This window comes from Rhodobacter sp. SGA-6-6 (assembly GCF_011043545.1).
Lineage (GTDB): Bacteria > Pseudomonadota > Alphaproteobacteria > Rhodobacterales > Rhodobacteraceae > Pseudogemmobacter.
The window spans coordinates 1-20,704 of the sequence record NZ_JAAKGP010000005.1; the positions used below are offsets into that span (position 1 = coordinate 1).

Genomic DNA, 20,704 nt, shown 5'->3' on the forward strand with positions numbered 1-20,704 from the left:
CATCTCGCCCGGCTGCAACGGAACCGCGGCCAGACGCAAAGTGCGCTGCTTTTCGCCGGCGAGGGGTTGAAGCGGCCGCGGCCCGGCGTGGAGCGGCTGTTCGTCTGGCAGGACATCTATGCCTTCTGGCTGGATTTCGAATATCTGCATTGCCTGAAGGATCTGGGCCGGATGGCAGAAGGTGCCGCCGCCCTGGCGCGGATGCGCGCCGCCGGAGCGCCCGGGCATCTCTATGCGGTGCTCGGTCTGGCGTGATGCGGTGGCGGCTCGCGGGCCCCGCCGGTTGCCATGCAGGCCCTTGCACGGGCTTTGCACAAAAGCCGACTTTGCGGTTCATTCTGCAAATCGGCCGGTGTTCGGCGCGGAAGGTGCCGGACCTGCTTGTCTCGGCCCTCTGCGAAAGCCATATCTTCCGCATGGATTTCCATTTCGATCACAGCTGGGCCCGCGACCTGCCCGGCACCTATCTGCGGCTGGCGCCCGATCCGGCACCGGCGCCGCGGCTGCTGGCCTTCAACCGCGGGCTGGCGGCGGAGCTGGGGCTGGAGGCCGAGGCGCTGGAGGCGGGCGCGGCGCGCTGGCTGTCGGGGGCGGAACTGCCGCCCGGGGCCGATCCGCTGGCGCTGGCCTATGCCGGCCACCAGTTCGGTGGGTTCTCGCCGGTTCTGGGCGACGGGCGGGCGCATCTGCTGGGCGAGATCGTCACGCCCGACGGCCGGCGCTTCGACCTGCAGCTGAAGGGATCGGGCCGCACGCCGTTCTCCCGCGGCGGCGACGGCAAGGCCGCCATCGGCCCGATGCTGCGGGAATACCTGGTCTCCGAGGCGATGCACGCGCTCGGCGTCCCCACCACCCGGTCGCTGGCGGTGGTGGCGACGGGAGAGGACATCTGGCGCGACGCCGGCCGGCTGCCGGGCGCGGTGCTGGCCCGGGTGGCGGCCAGCCACATCCGCATCGGCAGCTTCCAGTTCCTCGCCGCCCGCGGCGAGGCGGAGAAGCTGCGGGCGCTGACCGACTATACCCTGGCCCGGCATTATCCCGGGGCGGAGGGTGCGCTCGGCCTGTTCGACGCGGTGGCGGCGCGGCAGGCGCGGCTGGTGGCGCAATGGATGGGGCTCGGCTTCATCCATGGGGTGATGAACACCGACAACATGGCGCTGTCGGGCGAGACCATCGACTACGGCCCCTGCGCCTTCATGGAGGGCTATGCGCCGGGCACGGTGTTTTCCTCGATCGACCGGCAGGGGCGCTATGCCTATGCCAACCAGCCGCTGATCCTGGGCTGGAACCTCGCCCGGCTGGCCGAGGCGCTGCTGCCGCTGATCGACCCGGACGGCGAGAAGGCGGTGGAGATCGCCAACGCCCGGCTGGCCGGGATCGCCGGGCTGTATCGGACGGAATGGCTGGCGGTGATGCGTTGCAAGCTGGCGCTGGCGGGCGAGGACCCGGGCGACGAGGCGCTGGTCGAGGACCTGCTGAAGGCGATGGAGGGGGCGGACTGGACGCTGACCTTCCATCGTCTGGCCGGGGCGGTGGAGGGCGAGGGGCTGCTGCGGCCGCTGTTCGAGGACTTCGCCGCCATGGCGGAGTGGCTGCCGCGCTGGCGGGCGCGGCTGGCGCCGGATGCGGCGGCGCTGCTGCGCCGGGCCAATCCGGCGGTGATTCCCCGCAACCATCGGGTGGAGGAAGCGCTTGAGGCGGCGACCGCGGGCGACATGGCGCCGTTCGAGGCGCTGCTGGCCGCCGTCACCCGGCCCTTCGAGGAAAACGAGGCCTATATGCTGCCCGCCCCTTCGGGCTTCGGCCGCTATGTCACCTTCTGCGGCACCTGAGGCTCCTCCTGCGGCTGCGCCGCGTCGTCGCGCGGGCGCCGAACGACAGGCGTTGACCTTGCGCCCGCCCGGGGGTTTGCTGGCGACATGACCCCGCGCTCCGACATCCACGAAAGGCTTGCAGCCTCGCTGAGGGCCGCCCGCAAGGCCCGCGGCCTGTCGCTGGACGCGGCGGCGAAGCTGTCGGGCGTCTCGCGCAGCATGGTGTCCCAGATCGAACGCGGCGAATCCTCTCCCACCGTCGCCACCCTGTGGAACCTGACCCAGGCGCTGCAGGTGGATTTCGCCGGCCTGCTGGAAGGCCGTCCCCGCCCGGGGGTGGAGGTCACCCGCGCCGCCGCCGCCCCGGTGATCGCCCGCGGCGGCGTCACCATCCGCATCCTCTCGCCCGCCGAGGCGGTGGGGGAGAACGAGGTCTACGACCTGACCTTCGCCCCCGGCGCGCGGCTGGTCTCGGACCCGCACGGACCGGGCTGCCGCGAGCATCTGACGGTGATCGAGGGCCGGCTGCGGGTGGTTTCCGGGGCGGAGGCCGAGGATCTGGGGCCGGGCGACGTGGCCCGCTACCCGGCCGACCGCGACCACGAGATCGCGGCCACGGGGGCGGCGCGGGCGATCCTGATCGTGCAGGGCAGTTGAACAGGCCGGGGGGCCAGCCCCCCGGACCCCCCGGAGTATTTGGGGCCAAGATGAAGGGGAATCCGCTTTGGCGGATATATTTCCGCCATCTTGACTTTTCAGCTGGGGTGACGGAATTTCCGTCAAGGCGGAGGAGGGGCTGGAATGGCGGATTCGGTGCAGTTTCTGGAGCATCTGTCGGCGGTCCTGTCGGGGATCGAGGCCGAGGGGCTGTTGAAGCGCGAGCGGCTGATCGAGGGGCCGCAGGGCGCCTGGGTCACGATGCAGGGCCGGCGGATGCTGAACCTCTGCGCCAACAATTACCTCGGGTTGGCGGATGACCCGCGGCTGGTGGCGGCGGCCAGGGCGGCGATGGAGAGCCACGGCTACGGCATGGCCTCGGTCCGTTTCATCTGCGGCACCGGCGACCTGCACCGGGCGCTGGAGCAGCGGCTGGCCGGCTTCCTGGGGATGGAGGACGCCATCCTCTTCGCCGCCTGTTTCGACGCCAACGGCGCGGTGTTCGAGCCCCTGCTGGGGCCGGAGGATGCGGTGGTTTCGGACAGCCTGAACCATGCCTCGATCATCGACGGCATCCGGCTGTCGAAGGCGCGCCGCTACCGTTACGCCAATGCCGACATGGCCGATCTGGAGGCGCAGCTGGCCCGTGCCCGCGCGGAGGGCGCGCGCTTCGTCATGGTGGCGACGGATGGCGTCTTCTCGATGGACGGCTACTTCGCGCCCCTGGCGGAAATCCGGGCGATTGCCGACCGTTACGGGGCGCTGGTGATGGTGGACGACTGCCATGCCACCGGCTTCGTCGGGCCGCAGGGCCGGGGCACGCCGGCCCGGACGGGAGTGCGGGCGGACATCCTGACCGGGACGCTCGGCAAGGCCCTGGGTGGTGCGCTCGGCGGCTATGTCGCCGGGCCGCAGCCGGTGGTGGACCTGCTGCGGCAAAGGGCGCGGCCCTATCTGTTCTCCAACGCGCTGCCTCCGGCGGTGGTGGCCGCGGGGCTGGCGGCGCTGGACATCGTGGAGGGGGCCGACGACCTGCGGGCGCGGCTGACGGAGAATGCGGCTTACTGGCGGGCGGGGCTGGAGCGGCTCGGCTTCCGGCTGCTGCCCGGCGCGCATCCCATCGTGCCGGTGATGCTGGGCGATGCCGTTCTGGCGCAGCGGATGGCGGCGTCCCTGGGCGACAAGGGCGTGCATGTCGCGGGCTTCTTCTTCCCGGTGGTGCCGAAGGGGCAGGCGCGGATCAGGACGCAGATGAACGCGGCCCTGACGCGCGAGGATCTGGATTTCGGGCTGGCGGCCTTCGCCGCGGCCGGGCGGGAAACGGGGGTGCTGCCATGAAGGCCTTGGTCAAGAAGAAGGCGCAGGAAGGGCTGTGGATGGAGGACCGCCCGCTGCCCGAGATCGGCCCGGACGACGTGCTGATCCGGGTGCGCAAGACCGGCATCTGCGGCACCGACGTGCATATCTGGAACTGGGACGACTGGGCGCGGCGGACGGTGCCGGTGGGGCTGATCACCGGCCACGAATTCGCCGGCGAGATCGTGGAACTCGGCCGCGACGTGACCGACCTCGCGGTCGGCCAGCGCTGTTCCGGCGAGGGGCACCTGATCGGCAAGCACTCGCGCCAGTCCCGCGCCGGCAAGTTCCATCTGGACCCGGAGACGCGGGGGATCGGGGTGAACGAGCCCGGCGCCTTCGCCGAATACCTGCGGCTGCCGGCCTTCAACGTGGTGCCGCTGCCGGATTCGATCGACGACGAGATCGGTGCGATCCTCGATCCGCTGGGCAATGCCGTCCATACCGCGCTGTCCTTCGATCTGGTCGGCGAGGACGTGCTGATCACCGGGGCGGGCCCCATCGGCATCATGGCGGCGGCGGTGGCGCGGCATGTGGGCGCGCGGCATGTGGTGATCACCGACGTGAACCAGTCCCGGCTGGACCTTGCGGCGCGGGTGGCCGACGTGGTGCCGGTCAACGTGGCGCAGGAGGACCTGCGGTCGGTCTTCCCCGGGTTGAAGATGACGCAGGGGTTCGATGTCGGCATGGAGATGTCGGGCAGCCAGCAGGCGCTGGACCAGATGGTCGAGGCGATGGTGATGGGCGGCCGCATCGCCATGCTGGGCATCCCGCCGGGCAAAAGCCCGGTGGACTGGAGCCGGATCGTCTTCAAGGCGATCACCATCAAGGGCGTCTACGGGCGGGAGATTTTTGAAACGTGGTATAAAATGATCGCCATGCTGGAGAACGGGCTGGACGTGCGCGGCGTGATCACCCACCGCTTCGGCGTGGACCGGTTCGAGGAAGGCTTCGCCGCGATGCGGTCGGGCCAGTCGGGCAAGGTGGTGCTGGACTGGGGGTGACGGCTATCGGGACATTGCGGTCATCCGCGCGCAACGGAGGCCGGCGCCCGACCGCGGGTGGGCGCATCCGACGGTGCGTAGCAGGCGCTTTATGGTTCGGCCTCACCCCCGGCCGGAGCGGAAGCCGACGGCGCAGAAGCGCCCGCCCGGGGGCGGTCGGGCGCTGGCCGGGGGCGCGTTCCGCGCCTGTTGACCCGGCCGGGACTTCAGTCGGGAGCTGCGCGCAGGCGCTCCACTCCGATGGCAGCTTTGGGCTCAAAGCGGCCCTCTTCACGCTCCGGCCGTCTCCCGCGCCACCTCGGCGATCTGGCGCAGTTGCGGGGCCAGCGGGTTCGACCGGCGCCAGACCATGCCGATGGTGCGGCGGGGCTGCGGCTCGGGGAAGGCGGCCACCGAGACCGGGGCGGAGCGGGTTTCCACCGGCACCGCCATTTCCGGGATCAGCGTCACCCCGATGCCGGCGCCGACCATCTGCACCAGCGTCGACAGCGAGGAGCCGTCCATCATCTCGCGCGGGGCGGCGGTGTCGGCGGCGCAGAAGGACAGCGCCTGGTCGCGGAAGCAATGGCCCTCCTCCAGCAGCAGCAGGCGCATCTCGCGCAAGCTCTCGCGGTCGGGCACCGGCTTGCCGTCGTCGTCGCGGGGGCGGACCAGCATGAAGGCTTCGGAGAACAGCGCCACCTCCTCCAGCCCCGGCTCCGACACCGGAAGGGCGAGGAGCGCGCAGTCCAGCCGCCCCTCGGCAAGGTCGCGCAGCAGGCGCGGGGTGATGGTCTCGCGCAGGGTCAGTTCCAGCGCCGGGTAAAGCACGGTCATCCGGGCGATCAGCCGGGGCAGCAGATAGGGCGCGACGGTGGGGATGACGCCGATCCGCAGCCGCCCGGCCAGTTCCGAGCGCGCGGCGCGGGCGAGGTCTTCCAGCTCCTCGACCTGGCGCAGGATGGCGCGGGCGCGGGTCAGGAAATCCTCGCCGAAGGCGGTCAGCCGCAGGCTGCGCGGGCCGCGTTCCACCAGCGGCGTGCCAAGGGATTCTTCCAGATCGCGGATCTGCATCGACAGCGCCGGCTGCGAGATCGACGAGGCCTCCGCCGCGCGGCCGAAATGGCCGTGGCGGGCAAGCGCGTCGAAATAGCGGAGCTGGCGGAGGGTCAGATTCTGCATAAGAAATACCTATCAACCTGATCAGAAAATGCAACTTTGTCCGATGGCTCCGGCCTGTTAGAACGATTCCAGACAGACGGAATCGCCCCCGTGCCGCGCGCGGCCGAGGGGCGGTCGATCCAGCCAGGAAAGGACATTCGGATGGACGGGAACGATATCGGCAAGGGCAAGTGCCCGGTGATGCACGGGGGCATGACCTCCATGGGCGCCTCGGTGACCAGCTGGTGGCCCAATGCCCTGAACCTCGACATCCTGCACCAGCACGACAGCAAGACCAACCCGCTGAAGGGTGTCAACTACCGCGAGGAGCTGAAGAAGCTGGACGTGGAGGCGCTGAAGGCCGACCTGCGGGCGCTGATGACCGACAGCCAGGACTGGTGGCCGGCCGACTGGGGCAGCTATGTCGGCATGTTCGCCCGCACCGCCTGGCACATGGCCGGGTCCTACCGCAGCTCGGACGGGCGCGGCGGCGGCAACACCGGCAACCAGCGCTTCGCGCCGCTGAACTCCTGGCCGGACAACGTGAACACCGACAAGGGCCGGCGCCTGCTGTGGCCGATCAAGAAGAAATACGGCAACAAGATCAGCTGGGCCGACCTGATCCTGCTGGCCGGCACCATCGCCTATGAACACGCCGGGCTGAAGACCTACGGCTTCGCCTTCGGCCGCGAGGACATCTGGCACCCCGAGAAGGACACCTACTGGGGCGACGAGAAGGAATGGCTGGCGCCGTCCGACAACCGCTACGGCGACGTGAAGGACGCGAAAAGCCTGAGCAACCCGCTGGCCGCGGTGCAGATGGGCCTGATCTACGTCAACCCCGAGGGGGTGAACGGCAAGTCCGACCCGATGGCCACCGGCGCCATGATGCGCGAGACCTTCGCCCGCATGGGCATGACCGACGAGGAGACCGTGGCGCTGACCGCGGGCGGCCACACCGTCGGCAAGTGCCACGGCAACGGCAATGTCGCCGACCTGTCGGCCGATCCCGAAACCGCCGGGCCCGAGTTCCAGGGCCTGGGCTGGATGAACACCCGCGGCCGCGGCATCGGCCGCGACACCATGGTCTCGGGCCTGGAAGGCGCCTGGACCACCCATCCGACCAAATGGGACAACGGCTTCTTCGAGATGCTGTTCAAGCATGAATGGACGCTGAGCCGCAGCCCGGCCGGCGCCTCGCAATGGGTGCCGATCACCATCGCCGAGGAAGACAAGCCGGTCGATGTCGAGGACCCCTCGATCCGGCACCTGCCGATGATGACCGATGCCGACATGGCGCTGAAGGTGGACCCGATCTATCGGGAAATCTCGCTGCGCTTCCTGAACGACTTCGATGCGTTCAGCGATGCCTTCGCCCGCGCCTGGTTCAAGCTGACCCACCGCGACATGGGGCCGCGCTCGCGCTACCTCGGCCCGGACGTTCCGGCCGAAGAGCTGGTGTGGCAGGACCCGATCCCCGCCGGCAACACCGCCTATGACGTGGCGGCGGTGAAGGCGAGGATCGAGGCTTCCGGCCTGTCGGTGGCCGACCTGGTGGCGACGGCCTGGGATTCGGCGCGGACCTACCGCGGCTCGGACATGCGGGGCGGGGCGAACGGCGCCCGCATCCGGCTGGCGCCGCAGAAGGACTGGGCGGGGAACGAGCCGGCCCGGCTCGCCCGGGTGCTGTCGGTGCTGGAGCCGATCGCGGCCGCCGCCGGCGCCTCGGTCGCCGACGTGATCGTGCTGGCGGGCAACGTGGGCATCGAGCGGGCGGCCCGGGCCGCGGGCTTCGACGTGACCGTGCCCTTCTCGCCGGGCCGCGGCGACGCCAGCCAGGAGCAGACCGATGTCGACAGCTTCGCGGTGCTGGAGCCGCTGGCCGACGGCTTCCGCAACTGGCTGAAGGAAGACTACGTGGTCAGCGCCGAGGAGATGCTGCTGGACCGCGCCCAGCTGATGGGCCTGACCGCGGTCGAGATGACGGTGCTGGTCGGCGGGATGCGCGTCCTCGGCGCCAACTACGGCGGCGGCAAGCAGGGCGTCTTCACCGACCGCGAGGGCGCGCTGACCACCGACTTCTTCGTCAACCTGACCGACATGGCGTGGAAATGGCTGCCGACCGGCGCCAACAGCTACAGCATCGTCGACCGGAAGACGGGCGCGTCGAAGTGGACGGCGAGCCGGGTCGACCTGGTGTTCGGCTCGAACTCGATCCTGCGGGCCTATGCCGAGGTCTATGCCCAGGACGACAACGCGCAGAAGTTCGTGCAGGACTTCATCGCCGCCTGGGCCAAGGTGATGGACGCCGACCGCTTCGACCTGCGCGCCTGACCGCGCCGAAGAAAGTGGGGCGCCTCCGGGAAACCGGGGGCGCCTTGCGTTTTTGGGGGCCGGCCTTCCTGCACCCCCTCGGCGCATGGCTTTCGCTTGTGGCGCGCGGCGGCCTCCTCCTATGATGGGACCGGGCAGGCAGGGGATGGGCCGGATGGTATCGAGCATGGAGATGGCGCAACCCGCGGCGGGAGAGGGGGCGCAGGGCCGCTCCACCCGCGAGGACTGGCTGCGGCTGGCCCTGCAGACGCTGATCCGCGACGGCATCGACCGGGTGAAGATCCAGATCATGGCGCGGCAGCTGAACGTCTCGCGCTCCAGCTTCTACTGGTTCTTCAAGAGCCCGCAGGACCTTTACGGCCAGATGCTGGACCACTGGCTGGCCAAGAACACCGGCCCGATCCTGCAGCGGTCGCTGCGCCCGGCCCGCAGCATCACCGAGGCGATCCTGAACGTCTTCGAATGCTGGGTGAACGAGGAGTTGTTCGACCCGCATCTGGACGTGGCGGTCCGCCTCTGGGCCCGCCGCGCGCCCGAGGTGCTGAAGGTGGTGGCCAGCGCCGACCAGCAGCGGCTGGACGCGCTGACCGAGATGTTCACCCGTCACGGCTTTGCCCCCGGCGATGCGCTGGTGCGGGCGCGGGTGCTGTATTTCACCCAGATCGGCCATTACACGCTGGACATCCGCGAGGACATGGCGCTGCGGGCCTCGCGCACCCGGGCCTATGTGCTGGCCTTCTGCGGCCAGGAGCCGACGGCGGAGGAACTGGCCCGCTTCGGCGCGACGATCCGGGTGGCGACGGGCACCGAGGCCAGGCCGGGCTGAGCCGGCGGCTGTTCACCTGTGTCCGGGCCTTTCGGCCCGATCCTGCCTTCTCTCGGCCATGACAAGGACAGAAGCCTGCGCCATGATGCCGGGCGAACCCCTTGTGCAGCCGGACCGAAAGACCAAGACCTGACCATGATCACCCCTGTCCTCCTGTGCGGCGGCTCCGGCACGCGGCTCTGGCCGCTGTCGCGCAAGAGCTATCCCAAGCAGTTCGCCGCGCTGGTCGGCGAGCAGTCGCTGTTCCAGCAAAGCGCGCAGCGGCTGTCGGGCGAGGGCTTCGCCGCGCCGCTGGTCGTCACCGGCTCGGACTTCCGCTTCATCGTGACCGAGCAACTGGCGCAGGCGGGGATCGACCCGGGCGCGGTGCTGATCGAGCCGGCGGCGCGCAACACCGCGCCGGCGGTGCTGGCGGCGGCGCTGCATGTGGCGGCGACCGATCCCGAGGGGCTGCTACTGGTGGCGCCCTCGGATCATCTGGTGCCCGATGCCGCGGCCTTCCGGGCGGCGGTGCTGCGCGGCGTCGCGGCGGCGCGGGCGGGGCAGCTGGTGACCTTCGGCATCCGCCCGACCCGGGCCGAGACCGGCTATGGCTATCTGGAGCTGGCCGCGCCGGTGGCGGGCGAGGGCGCGCAGGCGCTGGCCCGCTTCGTCGAGAAGCCGGATGCGGCGCGGGCGGCGGAGTTCCTGGCCTCCGGCCGCCACCTGTGGAACGCCGGCATCTTCCTCTTCACCGCCCGCAGCCTGATCGCCGCCGTCGAGGCCCATGCCCCCGCGCTGCTGGCCCCGGTGCGCGAGGCGGTGGCGCAGGCGAAGCCCGACCTCGGCTTCCTGCGGCTGGACCCGGCGCCCTGGGCCGGCCTGCCCGACCTGTCCATCGACTATGCGGTGATGGAGAAGGCCGCGAACCTGTCGGTGGTGCCCTACCTGGCCGACTGGTCCGACCTCGGCGGCTGGGAGGCGGTGTGGCAGGCCGGCACCCCGGATGCCGACGGGGTTGTCGCCTCGGACCGCGCCACCGCCATCGGCTGCCGCGACAGCCTGCTGCGGTCGGAAGCCGAGGGACAGGTGCTGGTCGGGATCGGGCTGGAGAACATCGTCGCGGTGGCGATGCCCGACGCCGTGCTGGTGGCCGACCGCCGCCGCACCCAGGACGTGAAGCTGGCGGTGGCGGCGCTGAAGCGGCAGGGCCGGCCGCAGGCCGAGCAGCTGCCGCGCGACTACCGGCCCTGGGGCTGGTTCGAGACGCTGATCCTGGCCGACCGTTTCCAGGTCAAGCGCATCCATGTCCACCCCGGCGCGGCGCTGTCGCTGCAAAGCCATGTGCATCGGTCGGAACACTGGATCGTGGTCTCCGGCACCGCGCGGGTGACGGTGGACGGCGAGGTGAAGCTGCTGTCCGAGAACCAGTCGGTCTATGTCCCGCTCGGCGCCGTCCACCGGATGGAGAACCCGGGCAAGGTGCCGATGGTGCTGATCGAGGTGCAGACCGGCGCCTATCTGGGCGAGGACGACATCATCCGCTACGAGGACCTCTACGCCCGCCCCTGAGCCCCCGGCTTCAGCAGCGGCAGCAACAGCGCGAACAGCTCCGCCTGGCTGGAGATGCCGCATTTGCCGTAGAGCTGGCGGCGGAAGACCTTGACCGTCTGCACCGAGACCCCGAGCCGCAGGGCGATGGAGGTGGAGGAATGGCCGCGCAGGATCAGCAGCGCCACCTCGGCCTGCCGCGGCGAGAGGGAGATGCCGCGCGGGGCCAGCGCGGCGACCAGCCCGCCGGCCACGTCCTCGGGCGCGGCATCGGTGGCGGTCAGGCCGGCCCAATGCCGCTCGGCCAGTGCCAGCACCACCGGGGCGAGCCGCGCCACCGCCTCCACCTCGCGCGGGGCGAAGGTCTGGCCTGAGGTGCGGTCGCGGCCGAGGCAGAGGTTCAGCGACACCCCGGGCGCGGGATAGGCGACATAGGTCAGTTCGTCGATCAGCGTGGTTTCCTGATAATATTCAAGGTAATAGCGGCTGCGCTGGAAGGCGTCCGGCGCCACGTCCAAGAGCCGATACATCCCCGCCGGCGCCCGGCTGAGGTGCAGGTCGTGGAACGGGTCCAGCAGGTAGGCACCGGCCAGATAGGTGGTCGGCAGGGCGTCGAACACCGGGCTGTCGCCGGACTGGACATACAGCACCTGCGGCGGGCCGGCGTCGCGGTAGGCCAGCACCAGAAGGTTGTCGGGCGCGGCCAGCCGGTGGAACAGCTGCATCAGCGCCGCCTCGAACCCCGGGCGGCCGAGCCGCCGCACCGCCTCGGCCAGGGCATCCTCGGCCTGATTGCCGAATGGGTCCATCGCTGCCTCTCCGGTCGCTGCGATACCTCTCTGGGGGTATATACCCCCCGGAACCCTTGTGCCTAGCCTGTTCCAGCGAGAGCCGGGGGTATGCATGGCGGCTGCCATCGAGATCATCGAGGTCGTGAAGCGCTTCGGCGCCACCACCGCACTGGAAAGCCTGACACTTTCGATCGCCGACAACGAGTTCTTCACCCTGCTGGGTCCCTCGGGCTGCGGCAAGACCACCGTCCTGCGGATGATCGCCGGGTTCGAGCCGGTCAGCGCCGGGGAAATCCGGCTCTTCGGCCAGAACATCGCCGCGCTGCCGCCCGACCGCCGGCCGGTCAACACCGTCTTCCAGCACTACGCCCTGTTCCCGCATATGTCGGTGATCGACAACGTGGCCTTCGGGCTGAAGATGAAGGGGGTGGACCTTGCCGCGCGGCGGGCGCGGGCGGGCAAGATGCTGGAGATGGTGCATCTGTCCGCCTTCGCCGAAAGGCTGCCGGCGCAGCTGTCGGGCGGACAGCAGCAGCGGGTGGCGCTGGCGCGGGCTCTGGCGCCGGAGCCGCGGGTGCTGCTGCTGGACGAACCCTTGTCGGCGCTGGACCTGAAGCTGCGGCAGGCGATGCGGATCGAGCTGAAGCAGCTGCAGCAGGACACCGGCATCACCTTCATCTTCGTGACCCACGACCAGGAAGAGGCGCTGACGATGTCCGACCGCATCGCGGTGATGTCGGCCGGGCGGTTGCAGCAGGTGGGCACCGCGCGCGACATCTACGAGACGCCGCTGAACCGCTTCGTGGCGGATTTCATCGGCGAAACCAATCTGTTGCCGGTCGACGTTGAAGCGATCTCTCAAGATGCCTCGCGCGTCCGCCTGCCCGGCGGTGGCGCGCTGACCGTGCCGGGCACGGCCACCCCCGGAAGGCATACGCTGTCGATCCGGCCCGAGCGGCTGGTCCCCGATCCCGCCGGCCCGCTGAAGGCGCGGCTGGAGCGGGTGGTCTATCTGGGCACCGACCTGCACCTGATGACCCGGCTGCAGGACGGCAGCGGGCTGGTGGTCAGGATGCAGAATTCCGCCCGCAGCGCGCTGCCCGCAGCGGGCGAGGTTCTGTCCATCGCCATCGAGGAAGGCGCCGCGCGCCTTCTGGCCGACTGATGGCCGGCGCGCCCGGAGCCGGCGGCGGCCCGAAGGACGCCGGATGGGGGCCGCTGGCGCTGCCGCTGATGCTGCCGACCTGGGCGGTGATCGGCATCTTCCTGGCGCTGCCGGTGCTGCTGATGGCGGTCTATTCCTTCCTGACCCGCGAGTTCCGCGGCGGCGTCGAATGGCAGTTCTCGCTGGCCGCCTACGACCAGTTCTTCGTCACCCGCGGCCTGTTCGGGGACGAGCCGCCCAGCCTGGAATGGACCTATATCCTGATCTTCTGGCGCTCGCTCTGGCAGGCGGCGCTGGCGACCGGCCTCTGCCTTCTGATCGGCTTCCCCACCGCCTGGTTCATCGCCACGAGGTCCCCGCGCAGCCGCACGGTCTGGTTGTTCCTGGTGACCATCCCCTATTGGGTCAACCTGCTGATCCGCACGGTTTCGCTGAAATTCCTGATCCGCGACAACGGCCCGCTGAACGAATTCCTGATGGGCATCGGCCTGACCTCCGGCCCCCTGCCGCTGGTCAACACCAACCTCGCCGTCCAGCTGGGCCTGTTCTACAGCTACCTGCCGTTCATGGTGCTGCCGATCTATGCCGCGGTGGAGCGTTACAATTTCGCGCTGTCCGAGGCCGCCGCCGACCTCTACGCCGGCCGCTGGCGCATCCTGTGGGAGATCACCCTGCCGGTGGTCCGCCCCGGCATCGTCGCCGGGTGCCTTTTGGTCTTCATCCCCTCGCTCGGCGCTTTCCTGGCGCCCGACCTGCTGGGCGGGGCGAAGAATTTCATGATCGGCAGCCTGATCGACGAGCAGTTCAAGGGGTCGCAGGGCAACTGGCCCTTCGGCGCCGCGGTCTCGGTGATCCTGATGACGCTGGTGATGCTGGCGCTGCTGATCTACGCCCGGGCGCAGGGCAGGGGGCGGGCATGAGGGGCGTGCGCCATTACCCCGGCTTCCTGGCGCTGACGCTGGTCTGCCTGACGGTGCTTTATGCGCCCCTGCTGGTCGTCACCGCCTACAGCTTCAACGGATCGACCTCGATCACCCAATGGGGCGGCTTCTCCTGGCGCTGGTATGCCGATGTCTTCACCGGCCCCGAATCCGCCCGCTTCGGCCTGGCCGCCCGCAACTCGCTGACCATTGCGGTGCTGGCCGCCACCGCCGCCACGCTGATCGCCACCGCCGCCAGCCTGGCCATGGTGCGCGGCGGCCGATTCCGCGGCCGCACCGCCAGCTTCGCCCTGATCAACCTGCCGCTGATGGTGCCCGAGATCGTCACCGCCGTCGCCAGCCTGATCTTTTTCACCATGGTCGGGCTGCGCACAGGGTATGGCACCATCCTGATCGCCCACATCACCTTCTGCATCCCCTTCGCCTACCTGCCGATCTCGGCCCGGCTGGAGGGGATCGAGCCCTTCTTCGAGGAGGCCGCCCGCGACCTCTACGCCAGCCGCTTCCGCGCCTTCACCCAGGTGCTGCTGCCCCTGATGGCGCCCGGCGTGATCTCGGGCTGGCTGCTGGCCTTCATCATCAGCCTGGACGACTTCATCATCACCAATTTCGTCAAGGGCGCCGGGATGGAGACCCTTCCCACCGCCATCTTCGGCAGCGTGAAACAGGGCATCAAGCCCAACATCATGGCGATTTCCACCCTGATGCTGGCGGCCTCGGCCGCCGTGGTCACGCTGTCCTGGCTGATCAACCGAAGGGGCCAGAGAAGCCCCTGAACCCGCAGAGAGGACGACCCTGATGAAACGCTTCGGAATTGCGCTCTTGCCCCTCCTCGCCTCGCCGGCCTTCGGCGAAGGGGAGCTGAAGGTCTACCACTGGTTCGAATACATGCCGCAGGAGCTGGTCGACAAGTTCCAGGCCGAGACCGGCATCACCGTCACCATCGACACCTACGATTCGAACGAGGCGATGCTGGCCAGCCTGAAGGCCGGCAAGCTCGGCCAATACGACGTGGCGGTGCCGGGCGACTACATGGTGCAGATCATGGCGGAGGAGGGGCTGCTGGACAGCTTCTCCCCCGCAGACCTGCCGAACTTCGGCAACATCGCCCCGCAATGGCTGGACGTGCCCTTCGACCCGGGCCGCAAGTCCTCGATCCCCTATCAATGGGGCTCCACCGCCTTCGCGGTCAACCGCGACGTCTACCAGGGCGACATAAACACCCTGGCGATCCTCTTCGACCCGCCGGACGAGCTGAAGGGCAGGATCAACGTGCTGGACAGCCAGGGCGAGGTCCTGGCGCTCGGCTCGATCTACCTCGGCATCCCGCAATGCAGCCAGGACCGCGCGCAGCTGAAGGCGCTGATGGACATGCTGCTGGCGGCCAAGCCGCATTGGGCCTCGTTCGGCTCCGATACGGCGAAGGACGTGCTGGTCTCCGGCGATGCCGCGGCGGGAATGATCTACAACGGCTTCGCCGCCAAGGCCCGGGCCGAGGGGGCCAATGTCGAATACGCCTATCCGAAGGAGGGCTTCGTGGTCTGGATGGACAACGCGGTGCTGCTGAAGGACGCGCCCAACCGCGACAATGCGCTGAAGTTCCTGAATTTCCTGCTGGAGCCCGAGAACGCCGCCGCGGTCACCAATTACGCCGCCTATACCGCCGGCGTGACCGGGGTGGAGCCCTTCCTGGCCGAGGAGATCCGAACCTCGCCCGAGACCAACCCGCCCGCCGACGCCCCGGCGGGCAGCTTCGTCGCCGTCTGCGACGAGGCGACCCAGAAGCTCTACGACGCGATCTGGACCAACCTGAAGAAGTGACGCCGCCGCCCGCGCCCCACCCGGCGCGGGCCGCCGGCCGGAAATCCGCCGCGCCGCCGCGCGTTCCCGATTGACGCCCCCCGCCAAACCCCCTACATCCCCGGGGCAGCGAGGCGGGTTGGCGGAGAGGTTACGCAGCGGATTGCAAATCCGTGAAGACCGGTTCGATTCCGGTACCCGCCTCCAAGTCTTTTCAAGCACTTTTTTCTGCTAGCGCCGCGCCCGGTCTCAGTTCGATAGAGCCGTGGTCATCGCGCAGATGCAGGAACTTTGGCAGGAACTGACCCGCATCCGGCAGGCTCACCGGCAGGGGGCGGACCCGGCATAAGCATCGCAGCCCGCGTCACCCCGGCGGGGGCGAAAGCAACGCGCGGGCGCGGGACAGTTCTTCCTCGTCCCAGTAGCCGATGATGATGCCGCTTTTCAGCACCGGGTCGGCCCCGCGGCGCAGCAGGTCGTCTTCGGCGGTGAACCAGTCGTCCGCCACGGTGATCCGGCTGCGGCCCGCGCGATACCAGCGCAGCAGCGCCGCCCTCAGCGCCTCGACCACCGGGCCTTGCGCCGGATCGGCGCCGAGGTCGCGCAGCTCCTGCGGGTCGGCGGCCAGGTCGAACAGCATCGGCCGCTGGCCCGGCACCTCGACCAGCTTGAAGCGGCCGTCGGTGATCATCACCATCCGGCTGTCCTGCACCGGGGTTCCCAGCCGCAGCCGGGCGGCGTCGGCGGCGAAGTCGTATTCCGAGACCGCATGGCGGCGCGGCCAGCCCTTTGCCGCGCCGTGCAGCAGCGGCAGCAGCGACAGCCCTTCCAGCACATGCGGCTTCGGCCGGCCGCCGAAGAAATCCAGGAAGGTCGGGGCGAGGTCGATCATCTCGACCAGCGCCTCCTGCGTCGTGCCGCGGGTGGCATCCGCCTCGGGCGAGGGGTCCGCCACGATCAGCGGCACCTTGGCCGAGACATCGTGGAACAGGTATTTCTCGCCCAGCCAGTGGTCGCCCAGATAGTCGCCGTGGTCCGAGGTGAACACGATCATCGTGCGCTCGGTCAGCCCCTTGCGGTCGAGGAAGTCGAACAGCAGGCCCAGCTGGTCGTCGATCTGCCGGATCAGCCCCATATAGGCCGGGATCACCCGCTCCCGCACCTCGTCGCGCGAGAAGTTGCGGGAATAGGGCTCCTGCATGAAGGCGGCGTGGACCGGATGGGCGTCCTGCCGCTCGGCCTCGGACCGGATGGCGGGCTGCACGTCCGCCGGGCCATACATGTCGTGATAGGGGGCCGGGACGATATAGGGCCAGTGCGGCTTGATGTAGGAGAGATGCGCGCACCAAGGGCGGCCGTCGGCTTCGGCCGTCTCGATGAACTCCATGGCGCGGCGGGTCATGTAGGGGGTTTCGGAATCCTCCTCGGCCACCCGCGCCGGCTTGCCGGCATGGGCCAGCAGCCAGCCGTTCTGCGTCTCGCCCTCCGGCCCCTCGGCGGAATTGGCCCAATATTCCCAAGGGTTGTCCGCCGCATAGCCCCTGTCGCGCAGGTAGCGGTCATAGGCCGGTTCCGGTGCGCCGTCGGGGTGCAGGCCGTCGTCCCGCTCCCAGGGCTCGAAGCCGCATTGCGCCGAATGCACGCCGATGATCGACTCCGGGTCGATCCCCAGCCGGGCCATGCCCTCGTGATCGGCCGCCATATGGGTCTTGCCGACCAGCACGCAGCGCACGCCGATCTCGCGCAGGTGGTCGCCGAGCGTCGGTTCCCCGACCCGCAGCGGCACGCCGTTCTGGGTCGACCCGTGCGAGCGCATGTAGCGGCCGGTATAGGCCGACATCCGCGACGGGCCGCAGATGGTGGACTGCACATAGGCATTGGTGAAGCGCACCCCGCGCGCCGCCAGCCGGTCGATGTTCGGGGTCTTCAGCGTCGGATGCCCGGCGCAGCCGAGGTAATCGAAGCGCAGCTGGTCGCACATGATCCAGAGGATGTTCCTGGCCTTGCTCATCAGGACTGCCCGTCGTTGCGGTAGTGCCAGAACAGCACCCCCTTCTCGATCCGCAGGATCGCCGTGTTCACCGCCAGCCCGGTCAGCGCGATGGCGAGGATGCCCGCCAGCCCGCCGGCGATCTGGAAGTTCTCCTGCTGGCGCTGCAGGAAGACGCCGATGCCGTCGGTGGCCAGCAGGATCTCGGAGGTGACCGAGACCAGCAGCGCCGCCGCCACCGCCATGCGGACCCCGGTCAGGATCATCGGCGTCGCGGCGGGCAGGTCGACGCGCAGCATCGTCTCCCACCGGGTCAGGTGCAGCGAGCGGGCGACGAGGCTGGTCATGGCGTTGCGGACCTTCGAGGCCTCGAAGGTGTTTATCAGGATCGGGATGGCGGCGGCGAAGGCGATCATCGTCACCTTGGCGGCGTCGCCGGTGCCGGCAAACAGCATCACCAGCGGCACGATGGCGGGGGGCGGCAGGGTCGCCAGCATGTCGATCACCGGCTCGAACAGCCAGCCGAGAAGGCGCACCCGGCCCAGCAGGATGCCCAGGGGGACCATCGTCGCCGCCGCGAGGACGAAGCCGATCAGCACCCGGCGCAGGGTGGCGCCCATCTGGTCGAGGATGATCCAGAAGTTCTGCACCGCGGCCATCAGCACCTTGCCCGGCCCGGGGAACAGCGGCGAGGCGATCTGCGCCGCGGCCAGCGCCCACAGCGCCAGCAGGGCCAGCGGCAGGGCAAGGGGCGCGGCTAAGGCGGCGGCGCGGGCAGGGGTCATGCCGGATACCCCATCTGCTTCACATGCCAGCCGGTCAGCAGCCGCCGGCCCAGGTTGACCAGCATCGCCAACAGCACGCCGTTGACCATGGTCACGAACATCAGCGCGTAGGTCTCCGGGATGCGGATGGAAAAGCTCTTGCGGACCAGCAGGTAGCCGATGCCGTCGCGCCCGGCGATCATCTCGGACACCACCACCGCGATCAGGCTGACGGCGGCGGCATAGCGGATGCCGGCGAAGATCTCCGGCAGGGCGGCGGGCAGCTTGATGTGCCACAGGATCTGCGCCGGCGTCATCCGCATCATCCGGCCGTTCAGGATCTGCTCGACCGGCACCGCCCGCAGCGCCGCGACCCCGTTCAGGTAGGGCCCCCAGATCGTCACCATCACGATGATGAAGATGTAGAGCTTCAGCCCCAACCCGAAGCCGAAGATCGCCAGCGGCACGATGGCGGCGGGCGGGATCGGCTGCAACAGGCCGGTGAGGGTGCGGAAGCCGCGCTCGAAGAAGGGCGAGACATCGGACAGCACCGCCAGCGCGATGCCGATCAGCGTCGCCAGCACCAGCCCGGCGACGGCGCGGCCAAGGGTCATCGCCTCGGCCGCCAGCAGTTCGCCGTTGCGGATCATCTCGGCGGCGCCGGCGGCGATCTCGGCCAGCCCGGGGAAGTAGCGCGAGGGCACGATGCCCAGCCGGCTGACCGTCTCCCAGACCAGCAGCACGAACAGCAGCGAGACCAGGCCCCGCAGGCGCAGCGCCGCCGTCATGGCGCCACCGGCTGGCGGAAGGCGCGGATGCGGGCCAGCACCTCGTGGCGGGCGTGCAGGTAGTCGGGATGCTCGCGCGTGGCGATCTGGTCGCGGGCCTTGCCCAGGCCGACCGTGATCTCGGTCGCCACCCGGGTCGGGCGCTTCGACAGCACCACCACCTTGTCGGCCATGTAGACCGCCTCGTCCACGTCATGGGTGACCAGCAGGCAGGTCTGGCGGAAGCGCTGCGCCAGGTCGAGGATCAGGTCCTGCATGTCGGCCCGGGTCTGCGCATCCACGGCGGCCAGCGGCTCGTCCAGCAGCAACAGGTCGCTTTCCGAGGCGAGGCCGCGCGCGATGGCGACCCGCTGCTGCATCCCGCCCGACAGCTGCCAGGGGTATTTGTGCAGCGCGTCGCCCAGGCCGACGGCATGGAGCAGTTCCTCCGCCCGCGCCGCCTTGGCGGCCCGGCCCTGCGGCCCGCGCATGGCGAAGGTCACGTTGCGCAGCGCGGTCTTCCAGGGAAAGAGCGAGCGGCTGTAGTCCTGGAACACCAGCGCAAGGCCCTGCGGCGGCGACAGGACCTGCCGGCCGCGGAACCGCACCTCGCCGGCGTCGGCCGGCTGCAACCCGGCCAGCGCCATCAGCAGCGTGGTCTTGCCGCAGCCGGAGGGGCCGACCACCGCGACGAAATCGCCCTCGCGGACCGAGAAGGAGATGCCGTCGAGGATCGTCGTCCGCCCCGCGCCTGCGCCGAAGGCCTTGCGCAGGTCGCGCGCTTCGAGGATCGGGCCGTCCTGCATCTACTGGCCGAAGTTGGCGGTCAGGTCCTCGGCGGTGATCGGCGCGGTCATCATGCCGTGCCGCTTCAGCGCGTCCAGCAGATATTGCACGTCCGACAACTCCACCACCGTGCTTTCGCGCGCGACCGGCAGGCGCACGTCCTTTGCCGCTTCGGGCGTCAGGCCGACGTATTTCTCGGCCGCCGCGGTCAGCAGCTCCTTGTCGGCCAGCAGTCTGGCCCGCGACGCCTCGGTCACTTCGGCGAAGGCGCGGATGGCCTCGGGATGTTCGGCGATATAGCTTTCGTTGGCGAAGATCACGTCCGACAGGCCCGGGGTGGTCAGGTCCGCCAGCATCCCGGTGGCGATCTCGACCGCGCCGATGTCGGGGTTGTGCATGATCGCGGCATAAAACGGGTTCACCACGCAGGCCGCGTCGATGGCGCCCTGCTGCAGGGCCGCCTCTATCTGCGGGAAGGGCAGGACGACCGGCTGCACGTCCTCCCAGGTCAGCCCGGCGGCGGCCAGGTGGTCGCGCCAGGCCAGTTCGCACAACCCGCCGTTGGCGTTCAGCGCGATCTTGCGGCCTTTCACCCCGGCCACATCGGCGATGCCCGAGGCTTTCGAGGCGACGAAGCCGGTATATTGCATGTCCGGCGCCTTCTCGTGGCCGAGCGCCAGCACCAGCTTCAGCGGCACGCCGTTCATCCGGGCATTGATCGGCGGGATCGGCGCCGAATAGCCGAGGTCGGCCGAGCCCGAGGCCAGCGCGGCCACCACGGCCGGGCCGCCCTGCGCCTCGAAGATTTCCAGGTCGATGCCGGCGGCCTCGTATTCGCCGGCATCTTTCGCCACCATCACCGACAGCATGGAATCCGCCATCAGATAGGCGAGGCGCAGCTTGGTATTCTCGGCCAGGGCCGGAGGGGCGAAGAGGCTGCTGCCGAATGCCGTCGCAACGGCCCCGGCCGCAAGAATGCGGGTCAGGACGGGGGTCATGGTGGCTCCTTGTCGGGTGGGGGAATCGTGCCTCTGCGGGC

General features: G+C 69.7%; 19 protein-coding genes and 1 tRNA gene. 13 read left to right on the forward strand and 7 right to left on the reverse strand.

Annotation, left to right across the window (positions count from 1 at the left end; genetic code table 11):
* From G5B31_RS10625 to tdh, 5 genes are all read left to right on the forward strand, one after another.
* The coding region (locus tag G5B31_RS10625) for a hypothetical protein (RefSeq protein WP_205911888.1) at window positions 1-255 on the forward strand (255 nt) is incomplete at its 5' end.
* Between the two features lie 161 nt (window positions 256-416).
* Window positions 417-1,832: a YdiU family protein gene (locus G5B31_RS10630; RefSeq protein ID WP_165018008.1), complete on the forward strand. Its 1,416-nt coding sequence runs from the start codon at window positions 417-419 to the stop codon at window positions 1,830-1,832.
* An 87-nt stretch (window positions 1,833-1,919) separates the two neighbouring features.
* The gene (locus tag G5B31_RS10635) at window positions 1,920-2,471 is read left to right on the forward strand and encodes a helix-turn-helix domain-containing protein (protein ID WP_165017197.1); all 552 of its coding nucleotides are present in this window, start codon (window positions 1,920-1,922) and stop codon (window positions 2,469-2,471) included.
* A 144-nt stretch (window positions 2,472-2,615) separates the two neighbouring features.
* Window positions 2,616-3,809: a glycine C-acetyltransferase gene (locus tag G5B31_RS10640; protein ID WP_165017198.1), complete on the forward strand. Its 1,194-nt coding sequence runs from the start codon at window positions 2,616-2,618 to the stop codon at window positions 3,807-3,809.
* The gene (gene tdh, locus G5B31_RS10645; RefSeq protein ID WP_165017200.1) at window positions 3,806-4,831 is read left to right on the forward strand and encodes an L-threonine 3-dehydrogenase; all 1,026 of its coding nucleotides are present in this window, start codon (window positions 3,806-3,808) and stop codon (window positions 4,829-4,831) included. Before G5B31_RS10640 ends, tdh begins: the two co-directional genes overlap by 4 nt.
* Before the next feature lie 270 nt (window positions 4,832-5,101).
* On the opposite strand, the gene G5B31_RS10650 is transcribed toward tdh, so the two are convergent.
* On the reverse strand, window positions 5,102-5,992 hold the full coding sequence (locus G5B31_RS10650; protein WP_165017202.1) for a LysR substrate-binding domain-containing protein: 891 nt from the start codon (window positions 5,990-5,992) through the stop codon (window positions 5,102-5,104).
* Between the two features lie 141 nt (window positions 5,993-6,133).
* Between G5B31_RS10650 and katG the strand changes: the two genes are divergently transcribed.
* From katG to G5B31_RS10665, 3 genes are all read left to right on the forward strand, one after another.
* Complete coding sequence (gene katG / locus G5B31_RS10655) at window positions 6,134-8,305, forward strand: catalase/peroxidase HPI (protein WP_165017204.1); 2,172 nt, start codon at window positions 6,134-6,136, stop codon at window positions 8,303-8,305.
* A 154-nt stretch (window positions 8,306-8,459) separates the two neighbouring features.
* The gene (locus G5B31_RS10660; protein ID WP_165017206.1) at window positions 8,460-9,131 is read left to right on the forward strand and encodes a TetR/AcrR family transcriptional regulator; all 672 of its coding nucleotides are present in this window, start codon (window positions 8,460-8,462) and stop codon (window positions 9,129-9,131) included.
* Window positions 9,132-9,266: 135 nt separating this feature from the next.
* Complete coding sequence (locus tag G5B31_RS10665; protein WP_165017208.1) at window positions 9,267-10,682, forward strand: mannose-1-phosphate guanylyltransferase/mannose-6-phosphate isomerase; 1,416 nt, start codon at window positions 9,267-9,269, stop codon at window positions 10,680-10,682.
* Here G5B31_RS10665 and G5B31_RS10670 read toward each other — a convergent pair.
* Entirely contained in the window at window positions 10,667-11,470 is an 804-nt protein-coding gene (locus G5B31_RS10670) for a helix-turn-helix transcriptional regulator (protein ID WP_165017210.1), read from the reverse strand. The genes G5B31_RS10665 and G5B31_RS10670 overlap by 16 nt on opposite strands.
* A gap of 94 nt (window positions 11,471-11,564) precedes the next feature.
* Between G5B31_RS10670 and G5B31_RS10675 the strand changes: the two genes are divergently transcribed.
* From G5B31_RS10675 to G5B31_RS10695, 5 genes are all read left to right on the forward strand, one after another.
* Window positions 11,565-12,617: an ABC transporter ATP-binding protein gene (locus tag G5B31_RS10675; protein WP_165017212.1), complete on the forward strand. Its 1,053-nt coding sequence runs from the start codon at window positions 11,565-11,567 to the stop codon at window positions 12,615-12,617.
* Window positions 12,617-13,537, forward strand: coding sequence for an ABC transporter permease (locus G5B31_RS10680; RefSeq protein ID WP_165017214.1), 921 nt, complete (start codon window positions 12,617-12,619; stop codon window positions 13,535-13,537). Before G5B31_RS10675 ends, G5B31_RS10680 begins: the two co-directional genes overlap by 1 nt.
* The gene (locus tag G5B31_RS10685) at window positions 13,534-14,334 is read left to right on the forward strand and encodes an ABC transporter permease (protein ID WP_165017216.1); all 801 of its coding nucleotides are present in this window, start codon (window positions 13,534-13,536) and stop codon (window positions 14,332-14,334) included. Before G5B31_RS10680 ends, G5B31_RS10685 begins: the two co-directional genes overlap by 4 nt.
* 22 nt (window positions 14,335-14,356) lie before the next feature.
* Window positions 14,357-15,379 (forward strand): extracellular solute-binding protein, encoded by a 1,023-nt coding sequence (locus tag G5B31_RS10690; protein ID WP_165017218.1) that lies wholly within the window; start codon window positions 14,357-14,359, stop codon window positions 15,377-15,379.
* Between the two features lie 112 nt (window positions 15,380-15,491).
* A tRNA-Cys gene (locus G5B31_RS10695) sits at window positions 15,492-15,565 on the forward strand.
* A gap of 157 nt (window positions 15,566-15,722) precedes the next feature.
* Here the strand turns inward: G5B31_RS10695 and G5B31_RS10700 are convergent.
* Genes G5B31_RS10700 through G5B31_RS10720 form a run of 5 tightly spaced genes read right to left on the reverse strand, consistent with a single transcriptional unit; the run spans window position 15,723 to window position 20,663 of the window.
* A complete protein-coding gene (locus tag G5B31_RS10700) occupies window positions 15,723-17,369 on the reverse strand; it encodes a sulfatase-like hydrolase/transferase (RefSeq protein ID WP_165017220.1) in 1,647 nt (548 codons plus the stop codon).
* Window positions 17,369-18,133: an ABC transporter permease gene (locus G5B31_RS10705; RefSeq protein ID WP_165017222.1), complete on the reverse strand. Its 765-nt coding sequence runs from the start codon at window positions 18,131-18,133 to the stop codon at window positions 17,369-17,371. The genes G5B31_RS10700 and G5B31_RS10705 overlap by 1 nt, the downstream gene beginning before the upstream one ends.
* Window positions 18,130-18,900 carry an ABC transporter permease gene (locus G5B31_RS10710; RefSeq protein WP_165017223.1) on the reverse strand — a complete coding sequence of 257 codons (771 nt, stop codon included), beginning with the start codon at window positions 18,898-18,900 and terminating at the stop codon, window positions 18,130-18,132. Before G5B31_RS10710 ends, G5B31_RS10705 begins: the two co-directional genes overlap by 4 nt.
* Window positions 18,897-19,685, reverse strand: a complete 789-nt coding sequence (locus G5B31_RS10715; protein ID WP_165017225.1) for an ABC transporter ATP-binding protein — start codon at window positions 19,683-19,685, stop codon at window positions 18,897-18,899. The genes G5B31_RS10710 and G5B31_RS10715 overlap by 4 nt, the downstream gene beginning before the upstream one ends.
* The gene (locus tag G5B31_RS10720) at window positions 19,686-20,663 is read right to left on the reverse strand and encodes an ABC transporter substrate-binding protein (RefSeq protein ID WP_165017227.1); all 978 of its coding nucleotides are present in this window, start codon (window positions 20,661-20,663) and stop codon (window positions 19,686-19,688) included. It lies immediately after the preceding gene.
* Window positions 20,664-20,704: the final 41 nt, after the last annotated feature.

Excerpts from the sequence above, each read along its gene's own strand:
- G5B31_RS10630 (WP_165018008.1), top strand. The coding sequence starts at position 417 with ATGGATTTCCATTTCGATCACAGCTGGGCCCGCGACCTGCCCGGCACC.
- G5B31_RS10635 (WP_165017197.1), top strand. The coding sequence starts at position 1,920 with ATGACCCCGCGCTCCGACATCCACGAAAGGCTTGCAGCCTCGCTGAGG.
- G5B31_RS10640 (WP_165017198.1), top strand. The coding sequence starts at position 2,616 with ATGGCGGATTCGGTGCAGTTTCTGGAGCATCTGTCGGCGGTCCTGTCG.
- tdh (WP_165017200.1), top strand. The coding sequence starts at position 3,806 with ATGAAGGCCTTGGTCAAGAAGAAGGCGCAGGAAGGGCTGTGGATGGAG.
- G5B31_RS10650 (WP_165017202.1), bottom strand. The coding sequence starts at position 5,992 with ATGCAGAATCTGACCCTCCGCCAGCTCCGCTATTTCGACGCGCTTGCC.
- katG (WP_165017204.1), top strand. The coding sequence starts at position 6,134 with ATGGACGGGAACGATATCGGCAAGGGCAAGTGCCCGGTGATGCACGGG.
- G5B31_RS10660 (WP_165017206.1), top strand. The coding sequence starts at position 8,460 with ATGGTATCGAGCATGGAGATGGCGCAACCCGCGGCGGGAGAGGGGGCG.
- G5B31_RS10665 (WP_165017208.1), top strand. The coding sequence starts at position 9,267 with ATGATCACCCCTGTCCTCCTGTGCGGCGGCTCCGGCACGCGGCTCTGG.
- G5B31_RS10670 (WP_165017210.1), bottom strand. The coding sequence starts at position 11,470 with ATGGACCCATTCGGCAATCAGGCCGAGGATGCCCTGGCCGAGGCGGTG.
- G5B31_RS10675 (WP_165017212.1), top strand. The coding sequence starts at position 11,565 with ATGGCGGCTGCCATCGAGATCATCGAGGTCGTGAAGCGCTTCGGCGCC.
- G5B31_RS10680 (WP_165017214.1), top strand. The coding sequence starts at position 12,617 with ATGGCCGGCGCGCCCGGAGCCGGCGGCGGCCCGAAGGACGCCGGATGG.
- G5B31_RS10685 (WP_165017216.1), top strand. The coding sequence starts at position 13,534 with ATGAGGGGCGTGCGCCATTACCCCGGCTTCCTGGCGCTGACGCTGGTC.
- G5B31_RS10690 (WP_165017218.1), top strand. The coding sequence starts at position 14,357 with ATGAAACGCTTCGGAATTGCGCTCTTGCCCCTCCTCGCCTCGCCGGCC.
- G5B31_RS10700 (WP_165017220.1), bottom strand. The coding sequence starts at position 17,369 with ATGAGCAAGGCCAGGAACATCCTCTGGATCATGTGCGACCAGCTGCGC.
- G5B31_RS10705 (WP_165017222.1), bottom strand. The coding sequence starts at position 18,133 with ATGACCCCTGCCCGCGCCGCCGCCTTAGCCGCGCCCCTTGCCCTGCCG.
- G5B31_RS10710 (WP_165017223.1), bottom strand. The coding sequence starts at position 18,900 with ATGACGGCGGCGCTGCGCCTGCGGGGCCTGGTCTCGCTGCTGTTCGTG.
- G5B31_RS10715 (WP_165017225.1), bottom strand. The coding sequence starts at position 19,685 with ATGCAGGACGGCCCGATCCTCGAAGCGCGCGACCTGCGCAAGGCCTTC.
- G5B31_RS10720 (WP_165017227.1), bottom strand. The coding sequence starts at position 20,663 with ATGACCCCCGTCCTGACCCGCATTCTTGCGGCCGGGGCCGTTGCGACG.